This is a genomic window from Butyrivibrio sp. TB, assembly GCF_900110805.1.
In the GTDB taxonomy this organism is placed as follows: Bacteria; Bacillota; Clostridia; order Lachnospirales; family Lachnospiraceae; genus Butyrivibrio; species Butyrivibrio fibrisolvens_C.
In genome coordinates this window covers 164,548-175,798 of record NZ_FOER01000007.1, presented here as the reverse complement: position 1 = coordinate 175,798, position 11,251 = coordinate 164,548, and the positions used below count along the sequence as shown (strand labels likewise).

12 protein-coding genes are annotated in these 11,251 nt (G+C 40.4%); all 12 read left to right on the top strand.

Annotated features, from left to right (window positions below; all coding sequences use genetic code 11):
* On the top strand, window positions 1-192 hold a 192-nt coding region (locus tag BMX21_RS06725), incomplete at its 5' end, for a transposase domain-containing protein (RefSeq protein WP_143057214.1).
* Between the two features lie 138 nt (window positions 193-330).
* Window positions 331-1,428 (top strand): RtcB family protein, encoded by a 1,098-nt coding sequence (locus BMX21_RS06720; protein ID WP_092042615.1) that lies wholly within the window; start codon window positions 331-333, stop codon window positions 1,426-1,428.
* Window positions 1,425-2,021, top strand: a complete 597-nt coding sequence (gene prfH / locus BMX21_RS06715; protein WP_092042613.1) for a peptide chain release factor H — start codon at window positions 1,425-1,427, stop codon at window positions 2,019-2,021. Before BMX21_RS06720 ends, prfH begins: the two co-directional genes overlap by 4 nt.
* 976 nt (window positions 2,022-2,997) lie before the next feature.
* On the top strand, window positions 2,998-4,404 hold the full coding sequence (locus BMX21_RS06710; RefSeq protein ID WP_092042610.1) for an MBOAT family O-acyltransferase: 1,407 nt from the start codon (window positions 2,998-3,000) through the stop codon (window positions 4,402-4,404).
* Between the two features lie 25 nt (window positions 4,405-4,429).
* Entirely contained in the window at window positions 4,430-5,560 is a 1,131-nt protein-coding gene (locus BMX21_RS06705) for an alginate O-acetyltransferase AlgX-related protein (protein ID WP_022752799.1), read from the top strand.
* Entirely contained in the window at window positions 5,557-6,159 is a 603-nt protein-coding gene (locus tag BMX21_RS06700; protein ID WP_143057213.1) for a hypothetical protein, read from the top strand. Before BMX21_RS06705 ends, BMX21_RS06700 begins: the two co-directional genes overlap by 4 nt.
* Before the next feature lie 281 nt (window positions 6,160-6,440).
* Window positions 6,441-6,653, top strand: coding sequence for a hypothetical protein (locus BMX21_RS06695; RefSeq protein ID WP_092042604.1), 213 nt, complete (start codon window positions 6,441-6,443; stop codon window positions 6,651-6,653).
* A 103-nt stretch (window positions 6,654-6,756) separates the two neighbouring features.
* Complete coding sequence (locus BMX21_RS06690; RefSeq protein ID WP_022752796.1) at window positions 6,757-7,485, top strand: F0F1 ATP synthase subunit A; 729 nt, start codon at window positions 6,757-6,759, stop codon at window positions 7,483-7,485.
* Between the two features lie 141 nt (window positions 7,486-7,626).
* Window positions 7,627-7,842: an ATP synthase F0 subunit C gene (gene atpE, locus BMX21_RS06685; RefSeq protein WP_022752795.1), complete on the top strand. Its 216-nt coding sequence runs from the start codon at window positions 7,627-7,629 to the stop codon at window positions 7,840-7,842.
* Window positions 7,843-7,869: 27 nt separating this feature from the next.
* A complete protein-coding gene (locus BMX21_RS06680; protein ID WP_022752794.1) occupies window positions 7,870-8,370 on the top strand; it encodes an ATP synthase F0 subunit B in 501 nt (166 codons plus the stop codon).
* Between the two features lie 86 nt (window positions 8,371-8,456).
* Window positions 8,457-10,250 carry a F0F1 ATP synthase subunit alpha gene (gene atpA / locus BMX21_RS06675; protein WP_022752793.1) on the top strand — a complete coding sequence of 598 codons (1,794 nt, stop codon included), beginning with the start codon at window positions 8,457-8,459 and terminating at the stop codon, window positions 10,248-10,250.
* Window positions 10,251-10,279: 29 nt separating this feature from the next.
* The gene (gene atpG, locus BMX21_RS06670) at window positions 10,280-11,239 is read left to right on the top strand and encodes an ATP synthase F1 subunit gamma (RefSeq protein WP_092042600.1); all 960 of its coding nucleotides are present in this window, start codon (window positions 10,280-10,282) and stop codon (window positions 11,237-11,239) included.
* Window positions 11,240-11,251 lie beyond the last annotated feature (12 nt).

Here is an 11,251-nt window from a genome sequence, read left to right as displayed (position 1 = left end):
TCCATTGTTGAGACAGCTAAAGCTAATGGTGTTGATGTTTACTACTATCTGAAATATCTTCTCATGAAATGTCCAACATCTCTAACTAGCGATGAAGATCTTGAGAAGCTTTGCCCATGGAATCCTGAATGCAAAGAAGCTCTGGACGAACTCCATCGTCAACATCAGAATGCAATCTTCGATGCACTGTAATCTTTATCATATGTGAATTGTCAAGGTGCTCCAGTCTCCTACGAGGCTGGGGTATATTTTATGGGCAAAAGCCCTTGTACCTAATAATATTTTTGCGGTGGATGTGTTACCCACCGGAAAATTTAGCGCTTACGGATCATGTGCATAGGAGATACACCTGGCGAAAACATTGAGCAGTATGCCCTCGCGCAGATCCAGATGATCACCGATAATGAAGCTGCAAAAGGCAGCACCATCCGCGTCATGCCCGACGTACACCCCGGTAAAGTAGGCCCCATAGGACTTACAATGACCATAACAGACGCCGTGAACCCATCCCTTGTCGGCATAGACATCGGCTGCGGAATGACCATGATAAGGCTCGGCAGGATCAAGAAAGAGTACCAGAAACTCGACACCGTCATCAAAGGCAAAATCCCCGCAGGCTTCAAGATAAGGGGCGCCGCCCATAATATGGCCACCCAGTTCGATTTTGAAAGCCTCATCTGCTATAAGCATGTGAGAAAAGAAAAAGCGCTCCTTAGCCTTGGAACGCTTGGCGGAGGCAATCACTTCATCGAAATCGACGAAGATGAAAACGGCGACAGCTACCTCATCGTCCACTCCGGAAGCAGGCACCTGGGCAAAGAAGTAGCCGAGTACTATTCAAGGATCGCCCATCAGCATCTAAAAGATATCGGCAAAGACGCACCCATAGAACTTGCCTACCTTACAGGCGATAGCCTTAAGGCATACCTTCACGACGTGCAGATCGCCCAGGAATACGCAGATTTAAATCGCCGTATCATGATAAAAGAGATATGCAAAGCCATGAAATGGAAGCCCATTGAAGAAAAGAGCTGCATCCATAATTATATTGATCTAAGCACTGGCGCAGCAATTCTTAGAAAAGGCGCTATCTCAGCCAAAGAAAACGAAGACGTCATCATCCCCATTAACATGAAAGACGGTGTTATCATTGGCAAGGGCAAAGGCAATAAAGACTGGAACTACTCAGCCCCTCACGGAGCCGGCCGGATCTCTTCAAGAAAAGAAGTTCTTGATTCTCACACAGTTTCAGAGTTTAAAGCTACTATGAAAGGCATATACTCAACCTGCATCAGTAAAGAAACTCTTGACGAAGCCCCTTTTGCTTATAGAAATATTGACTATATCAAAGAAGCAGTGAAAGACTCTGTGGATATCACGAATATCCTGACTCCAGTTTATAACTACAAGGGAGGTGAAGAGCGTTGATAATGCAGATAAGTTCAGGTATGGGGCCAATTGAATGCAGAGCCGCCGTAGGTGGCATATTCAGAGCCCTCCAAAAAGAATATCCAGATATCGAGAAGATTACCTGTAATAAAGGCGAAGTAGAAGGAACTTACTCATCAATTATTTTTACAACAAGTCAGGATCTGTCAGACCTTCAGGGAACAATGGAGTGGATCTGTAAGAGCAAATACCGCCCCGATCATAAGAGAAAAAACTGGTTCGTCGACGTAAGCATCATCCCCGAAACAGACGAAGTTGATGAAATGGTCAGCCCTGATAACATCAACATCGAAAGCTACCGAAGCGGCGGCCCCGGCGGTCAACATGTAAACAAGACTGAATCCGGAGTCAGAATAACACACCTGCCAACCGGCATAACCGTAACATCCACTAAAGAACGAAGCCAGTACATGAACAAGCAGGATGCACTTAGAAAGCTATCTGCAATCCTTAAGAATGCAAATATTGCAAGTAGAGATAGTCAGAAGGCTGTGGCTTGGGCCAAGCACGCACAGATACAGAGAGGGAATCCGGTGAGGATTTATGAAGGAGAGAAGTTTGTGCGCAGGTGAAATCAGACAACAGATGGCAAAAATAAAAGCAGGAGAGCGTCTGCCCTACTGGATTTCAGAATGCTTGGTGAAAAAGTTGCTTAAGATTATATATTTATAATTCAACTTTTTTAATTTGGACAGTGCAGATTTTCAAAGACTTCACAGGGGATGGCAGTATATAAACCATCGCCATGCTTTTAATTGTTTTATATAATTCATGAGCGTGATAGATGGAGCTTTTCATTCTGCTCGGGGTCCGTATGTTTGAGCGAAGCGAGTTTCGGACCCCAGAATGAAAAGATCCAGATATCATGCCATGAATTATAAAACGATTAACAGCATGGCAATGGTTTATATACTGCCATCCCCGTAAGCGCGAAGCCTAAATTAATAACAAAAGCGACGATCTAGAATCGTCGCTTTTGTTATAATACTTAATTCTCTGAAACGGGGATCATATTTTCTTGGTCTTCAGCATTCGATCGAACAGTCACACTGCTTCCTCTTTACGTCCGAACCGATTCCCTGTCCAAGTGAAGCATAAGCCACTCTTTCATGAATCAAAAATACGATCTGACACTTTTATTGCTCGTCCAAGTGAAGCGTAAGCCACTCTTTCTTCGCTTATGTCGTACCCGTTTGTATTAAGTAACTTTAATATAACAGATACACGTACTATTGTCAATCAATTTTCGTGAAAAAGATAAAATGTCTGTAAAAACAGTTTTAATAATACAATATACTGCAAATTAAAAGGATTTAATAAAAAATTCTAACACATTGTGTTGACCAAATATTCAAAACACAATATATTGTAGTTGTAATTGTCTGACAATTCACTTTTATACCAAAAAACGATCATAGAAATAACATATTATATGCATCATAGAACTTTAGTGGTATTTCACCATATGAGCATCCCGCTGATGTTTCATTTTCGGATTATATATGCTAAAATTTATTGGGTTTATCAAACCGACAGGAGGAGACATTTATGGTTTTTTCATCCATGACATTTTTATGGATTTTTTTGCCCATAGTATTTGTGCTAAGTCTGATCGTTCGCAATATTAAAGCTATTAATATAATATTGCTGGTATTCAGTCTTTTGTTCTATGCTTGGGGCGAACCCGCATATTTACTTATACTACTTGCTTCAGTTTTCATGAACTGGGGACTGGGACTTATGATGGAGCGTTATGAAGAACACAAGAAAGAAGTCCTTGTATTATCACTTGTTGGAAATATTGGGATCATAGGATACTTTAAATACTGTAATTTCCTTCTTGGAACCATCGACAGTATTCTTCCTATAACACTTCCTAGATATGATATTTCGCTACCGATCGGAATATCTTTTTTTACGTTTCAGGCTATGAGCTACATAATCGATCTTTACAGGGGACAGTACAAGGCGCAGAAGAGCCTTATAAACCTTGCCCTGTATATATCTTTTTTCCCTCAGCTTATTGCAGGACCTATTGTTAAGTACAAGGATATAGAAGAGCAGATCCTTGACAGGAATGTATGCCTTGAAAAAAGAGCTACAGGCTTTAGACGCTTTATCTATGGTCTTGGCAAGAAAGTCATAATCTCTAATGTACTGGCCCAGGTTGTTGATACAATCTACGCTATGGATCTTGCGCAGATAAGCGGCGCAATGGCATGGCTTGCTGCAATATGTTATATGCTTGAGATCTATTATGATTTCTCCGGATATTCTGACATGGCTATAGGGCTTGGCAGGATGTTTGGCTTTGAATTTCTTGAGAACTTCAATTATCCATATATATCTGCATCAATCAAGGAATTTTGGCGCAGGTGGCATATATCACTTTCATCATGGTTCAGAGATTATCTGTATATTCCTCTTGGAGGTAACAGGAAAGGTATACACAGAACCTATCTTAATCTGATCATCGTGTTTGCTGTCACAGGATTATGGCACGGCGCAAGCTGGACCTTTGTTATATGGGGACTTTATCATGGGTTCTTTTTGATTATCGAAAGAATGGGATTTGGCAAGATATTGTCAAGGTCCAGGATAATTGGAACCATCTATAGCCTTATTGTAGTAGTTATAGGCTGGGTGTTCTTTAGAGCAGATTCTATTCACTTTGCACTTGCCTTTATAAAAAGGATGGTCCTTTTCTTTAACTACGGAGTATCAGGAGCTATCCTTGGTACGATCCTTTCTGTTAAGACTGTGATCATTCTGGTAATTGGCATCATAGCTGCAGGACCATTTCAGAAGCTATTTGAGATCAAGGGTCTTAAGACTATTTCTGCCAAGTGGAAGAATAGCAGTATAGAAGCCATATATTTATTTATAATACTTCTGTATTGTATACTGCTTCTTGCTAACGATACCTACAATCCATTTATTTATTTTAGATTCTAATAAATATACAGAGGTCACTTGATATATGAAAACTATAACTCAGAGAATATATATGGTCATATTGACCATCCTTATACTGATTCCTGTCGTATTATATGCTGTGATCGGTAAATATCTCGATAGCAGTACTGCAGATAAGGAAAATCGTGTCATGACAGAGATGCCGACTCTTGCAAACACACAGATTTCAGAGTTTCCAACACTTTTTGATGCTTATATGAATGATAATCTGCCTTACAAGAATTATCTTGTAACTATTAATAGCATGGCCGATTATTATCTATTCAATACATCTTCATCCGATGATGTAATAGTTGGAGACAAGGGCTGGCTTTTCTATGTAGGACATGAGAACAATGATGAAGATCCACTTGCAGACTATGAAGGAACCAATCTTTACAGCATAGATGAACTTGAGATCATTGCTGAGAATATGACAAATGCAAGAGATTTCCTTGCTTCTCAGGGCAAAGAGTTTGTTGTTACAATTATCCCTAATAAGTCCAGAGTATACAGTGAGTATATGCCTGATATGTGCGGCGATGTAAGTCAGGAATGTAGGCTCAATCAGGTATATCAGTATCTGTCTGAGAATACAGACCTTACGATCGTATCACCTTATAATGATATAGTCTCTTACAAAGAAGCGCATCCTGAAACCCAGTTATATTTTAAATATGATACCCACTGGAATAACTTTGGAGCTTATGTTGCGGCTCAGTCCATATCAAGAGTATGGGGCTTTGAAATGCCGGATCTTGATACTGTAGAGCAGGTCTATGTTGATTCGGATACTTATGATCTTGCAAGAATGATCAACCTTGGAGACTATCTCAAGGAAGATGCTCCTATAGCAACAGCTTACAGCGGACATATGGCCAGAGTTGAGATTCAGTCTGATGGTATGAGCTTTACAGGAACTGTTGATCAGGGAACTGCAGATGCCAGAAAACTCTACATTATAGGAGATTCTTTTTCAGCACTTCTTTTCCCTTATCTTGCATGTCATTTTAACAGTTCTAAATCCGATATGTATTATAACTACAATTATTCTTCACTAGAAAGCTATGACCCTGATGTAGTTGTATTTGAATGTGTTGAGAGATATCTTAACAACATGCTGCATTTTTCCATAGAGAATGGAGTGGTATATTGAGCAGAAATAGCATGGATGCTTTGTTTGGAATGATGAGTCAGGCACTTCTTGACAAAGAACAGGAAGAAAATAAGAAAGTACTCGATGCTCTTGACCATATCGATCTTTATGGGCAATTAGCACAGGCAAGGTCATTAAGATCCAGAACACATACAGATTTTGGAGTTGAGTATGATATCCCTTTTAACTGGACCAGACTCCATGATAAAGAGCCTGACAGTGTAATGTATTATGCCAAGGGAAGTGACGAAAGGCATAGTTTCATGCCGGCTGCAATACGTATCACAAGGAGAAGGGGCGATTACAGGGGGTATGAGAACCTTGACAGGCTAGAAAGACTTGCCACTTATGCAGCTAAGACTTCGGGAGTATATGATTTCAAATATTTAGAAAATGTGACGGTTGGCGGAAGAAAGGGCGTCAAAGCTGTTTGTGAAGATAATAGCTCGCCTGGTGAATCTTACGATACCGACATATATTTTTTCTATAAGAGCAAAACAGAAGTTATGGTTTTCTTCTGCATTACTGCAAGGCAGTCAAGACCATATTACAGAAGAGTTTTCAATAAAATTTTATCAAGTATAAGATATATTAGATAATTGCCGATATATTTAGATGACGACGAGTATTAATTTATAAATAATAAACAGAGTTAAATAAAATATGGCTTTTAATAAGGCACAGTATAAATGATAATATGCCTATTCCTTTGTGAAAAATGACGGTTACATTATCACACAATATTTGGTAGGCAGAAAATTCGTTTTAAAAGTTAACCAAATATAAAAGCTAAAATCTTTGTAAAACCTGAATATGGGAAAAAATCTAAAACCCTCTTACAATAATGAATCAAGGGCTTTATAATAAACGGAGTTTGTTGATGCTATCTTTTTATTTGTGTCGTGGAGACGAAACAGTTGCCAGCATGCTGGAACGTATCAATAAGGAGGATACTGACGGTATCACTTATGTATGTGATGAAGTCAATGATCACTGTTTTATCAATGATGATAAATTCGTACATGCGGATAAGATCATCAATTATCACAATGAATACTGGGCTGTACATGCAGTCGGTAAAGATCAGAAGTAATTATCAGTTTTTATAATTAAATTACAAAATATACCAATTGTATTATGATAGGTCATATGTTGTAATACAAATCTCTAAATTGGTTAAATACACGGAGGCAGATATGACAGAAACACAAGCAGCAGAAAGCTCCGGAATCGGTGCGATCATCAGAGGGCTTATTGAAGAGCTTATTGGTGAAGATAAGACCGTTATAGAGGTTCCCTTTGGTAACGGATTCTTTAATATCAGTAGCAGTACTGTTACCATGTGGATCATAATGGCAGTTCTAATACTTATATGCATCATTCTGAGTGCCAATCTCAAAGTTTATAACATTTCAAAAAGACAGGCCATTACAGAAACTATTGTTGTAGGACTTAGAAATCTTGTTGGAGGATTCCTTGGACATACAGCAATTGAATATACTGATTTTCTTGTGGTGACACTTGTTCTTATAGGAGCAAGTAACTTGTCCGGCGTATTTGGGGCAACGCCTCCAACAATGGATCTTAACGTTACCATTGCACTTGCACTTGTAAGTATAACAATGGTTGAATATGCCGGTATCAAGAAAAGGAAATTTGGAGGCTGGCTCAAATCATTTGCCCAGCCGGTTGCCATCATTACCCCGATGAACATTCTCGAAGTCGGAATCAGACCATTATCACTTTGCATGCGTCTATTTGGTAATGTACTTGGTGCGACCATCATCATGGAGCTTTTAAAGAAAGTCGTTCCTGTTATCGCACCTGCAGTTTTATCAGTTTATTTTGACTTCTTTGACGGACTCCTACAGGCGTATGTATTTATCTTCCTGACAAGTCTTTATATCAAAGAGGCTACAGAATAAAAGAGTCAGTATCTGATATAGTCAGAAAACTACTCGGCAGGCTTTATAGCCTGGCCCGAATTATAAAGGGCAATGCCCCCAAAAGTGGGGTTCACTATAGTCGTAACATATAAGCGGCTTATGACGAAAGGAGAAATTAGTATGGATTTAACAGCACTTGGAGCAGCAATCGCAGCATTCACAGGAATAGGAGCAGGTATTGGTATCGGTATAGCAACAGCAAAAGCAGTTGATGCAGTAGCTCGTCAGCCAGAGGCAAGCAGTAAGATCATGACACTTCTTATCCTGGGTGGCGCTCTTGCTGAGGCAACAGCTATCTACGGTATGATCGTAGCTCTTTTGATCATTTTTGCTTAATAAGGGGACGGGAAAGGAAACGCGAAAATGGAACTATTAAACATTAACGCGAATGTAATCTATAACATAATTAATCTGCTTATACTGGTTGTTGCCTTCCGTATACTTCTTTTCAACAAAGTTGATAAGATCTTTGAGGCGAGGAAAAAAGATGTAGACAATCAGATCAAGGATGCTTCCGATGACAGGATCAAAGCAGCTGATCTTAAGAGAGAATATGAAGATAAGCTTGCTAAGCAGGAAGCAGAGAAAGACAAGGTTATGAGTGAAGCTCGTGAGAAGGGCTACGCTCAGTACAATGAGATCATAACCAATGCTCAGAAAGAGGCAGATACAATTGTCGAGGAAGCCAGAATACATGCCAAAGCTGACGCTGAACGTGAGCGTGCTAAGTATTTGGCTGAGCTTAGTGACGTCGTAATCGATGCCGCTGCTAAAATTGCTGCTAATTCTCATACAGCAGAGAGCGACAGCAATCTTTACGATGCATTTATTGATAATGCATTTGATAAAGGCAATGACAAGTAATACGACCCAAAGAGCTTTGAGAATTATACCATCATGGAAGATGATGTATTTTCTTAGTCCTGTAAAGTGGACCTTAAGGAGACTAAATGAGTAATTTAAGTGGATTTGGCGGATCCGGCTCACAGTACAAAACTGCAGTCGTAAGATATGCCGGAACACCACCAACACAAGAACAAGTTGAAAATATTAAAAGAATACTTTCTAAGAAGATTGGTATTGATGATATATCAATTACTACTCAGCTCGATCCTTCCATAGGCGGCGGATTTATCATTCGCTGCGGCAACTATGAATATGACTGGAGTGATAAGGGTAGAGCAGAGCAGCTTCGTAATAAGCTTAAGAAGATCAAACACAACGATACCAATCCTTCAAGCAGCGTTGTTTCTATGCTTAGAGGCAATGTCGATCTCTTTGATCTGTCTATTGAGAGCAGAGAGGTCGGTAAAGTTTCATGGGTAGGCGATGGTATTGCCCAGGTAGTTGGCATTGACAGAGCTTTCTATGGTGAAATTGTACAGTTTGAAGACGGAACGAAAGGAATGGTACAGGATATAAGACGTGATCACGTTGGTTGTATCCTGTTTGGATCTGACGAAAATATAACCCAGTCAAGTCAGGTTATTCGTACATACAAGGAAGCCGGAATTCCTGTAGGTGATGAACTTATAGGAAGAGTTGTTAATGCTCTTGGCGAACCGCTTGATGGTAAGCCGCCTATCTCTACTAATGAGTATTATCCGGTAGAGCGTCCGGCTCCCGGAATCATAGACAGACAGTCTGTTAATGAGCCTATGGAGACAGGTATCCTTTCTATAGATACTATGTTCCCGATAGGTAGAGGTCAGCGTGAGCTTATCATTGGTGACAGACAGACCGGTAAGACTTCTATTGCAACAGATACTATCATGAACCAGAAGGGCAAAAATGTAATCTGTATCTATGTAGCTATAGGTCAGAAAGCATCTACTGTTGCCCACATAATAAATACACTTACTCAGGCGGGAGCTATGGAGTATACAGTAGTAGTATCATCTACAGCTGCTGATACATCACCTCTTCAGTACATTGCGCCTTATGCAGGTACTGCTATCGGTGAATACTTCATGCAGTCCGGAAGAGATGTTCTTATTGTGTATGATGATCTGTCCAAGCATGCTGTTGCTTACAGAGCACTGTCACTTCTTCTTGAAAGATCCCCCGGACGTGAGGCTTATCCAGGAGATGTATTCTATCTTCATTCAAGACTTCTGGAAAGATCCAGCAAGCTCTCACCTGAAAACGGCGGCGGTTCTATGACAGCGCTTCCTATCATTGAAACTCAGGCAGGTGACGTTTCTGCTTATATCCCGACCAACGTTATCTCTATCACTGACGGTCAGATATTCCTTGAAAGTGACCTGTTCTTCGAAGGCCAGAGACCCGCTGTTAACGTAGGTCTTTCTGTATCACGTGTAGGTTCTGCAGCCCAGACCAAAGCTATGAAGAAGGCAGCCGGATCTATCCGTATCGACCTTGCTCAGTACAGAGAGATGGCCGTATTCACACAGTTCTCATCGGATCTTGATGAGACTACCAAGAAACAGCTTAATCACGGTAAAGTGCTTATGGAGCTTTTGAAACAGCCCCTTGGTCACCCACTTGCTATGTACGAACAGGTTATCACACTTGTAGCAGCTAACAGTGGCAAGTTCGACCGCGTTGAGCCTTCTGATGTCAAGATGGTTCAGGGCAAGCTTCTTGAGTGGTTTGAGCAGAATGAAACTGATGTTATTTCAGAGCTTTCCAACGGCAAAGAGCTTCCTGATGAGCTCCGCAAAGAAATAGAAAAAGCTGTTGATAAGTTCTTTGAAAATAACAAAAATTATTTAGCACAGTAAAAGTTTTTTCCCATTAAAGAGGCAATGATTTGGCTGATATAAAAGAAATTCAGGACAGAATCAAAAGTGTCAATGACACCATGAAAATAACGAACGCAATGTATATGATTGCGTCCAATAAGCTCCGTAAAGCCAGAAAAATGCTTGAAGAGACAGAGCCTTACTTTTATGCTGCAAGAGGAATGCTGGACAGAGTTATGCGACATCTTCCGGTTGATTCCAAAGATCCTTTCCTCAATCAGCATGAAGATAAGGATCCTAAAGATGTGATCAGAGGCTATATCGTTATCACTGACGATAAAGGTCTTGCGGGTGCTTATAACCATAACGTCCTAAAGCTTGCGGAAGAGCATATTAGACAAGACGGAGATAACTGGAAACTGTACGTGATAGGAGAGATCGGAAGGCAGTATTTTCTTAGAAAAAATATTCCTGTCGATGAAGAGTTTCATTATACAGCTCAGAATCCTACATTATCACGTGCAAGATGGATATCTTCAATGGTGCTTGAGCCTTATCTTGCAGGAGAGCTTGATGAAGTCAATATCATATATACTGCTATGAAGAACAGCCTTGTGTGTGAGACTCACTTTGAAAAGCTTCTTCCCCTTGAAAGACCCAAGAACAACGATGAAATGCTGAAAATGGCCGGTATCACAACTACTTTGGAAGAGTTTTTGATGCTGCCAAGTCCTGAAGCCGTTCTTGATAACATAGTTCCTTCACTGGTAACAGGTTATATATATGGAGCTATGGTTGAGGCGTTCTGTTCAGTACAGAACAGCCGTATGATGGCCATGGATACAGCAAATGACAATGCTAAGCAGATGATACATGAACTATCGATCCAGTATAACAGGCAGAGGCAGGCAAGGATCACTCAGGAGATAACTGAGATCGCAGCCGGTGCCAGAGCCTTAAAGAGAGCTCATGAGCTTCAGGCAAAAATGCGTGAAGCCAATTTACAAGCATTGAAACAACAACAATAGTAGTAGTAAAAG

What these genes read in the sequence shown, in the direction of transcription:
- BMX21_RS06720 (WP_092042615.1), top strand. Translation starts at nt 331, where the DNA reads ATGTGCATAGGAGATACACCTGGCGAAAACATTGAGCAGTATGCCCTC.
- BMX21_RS06710 (WP_092042610.1), top strand. Translation starts at nt 2,998, where the DNA reads ATGGTTTTTTCATCCATGACATTTTTATGGATTTTTTTGCCCATAGTA.
- BMX21_RS06705 (WP_022752799.1), top strand. Translation starts at nt 4,430, where the DNA reads ATGAAAACTATAACTCAGAGAATATATATGGTCATATTGACCATCCTT.
- BMX21_RS06695 (WP_092042604.1), top strand. Translation starts at nt 6,441, where the DNA reads ATGCTATCTTTTTATTTGTGTCGTGGAGACGAAACAGTTGCCAGCATG.
- BMX21_RS06690 (WP_022752796.1), top strand. Translation starts at nt 6,757, where the DNA reads ATGACAGAAACACAAGCAGCAGAAAGCTCCGGAATCGGTGCGATCATC.
- atpE (WP_022752795.1), top strand. Translation starts at nt 7,627, where the DNA reads ATGGATTTAACAGCACTTGGAGCAGCAATCGCAGCATTCACAGGAATA.
- BMX21_RS06680 (WP_022752794.1), top strand. Translation starts at nt 7,870, where the DNA reads ATGGAACTATTAAACATTAACGCGAATGTAATCTATAACATAATTAAT.
- atpA (WP_022752793.1), top strand. Translation starts at nt 8,457, where the DNA reads ATGAGTAATTTAAGTGGATTTGGCGGATCCGGCTCACAGTACAAAACT.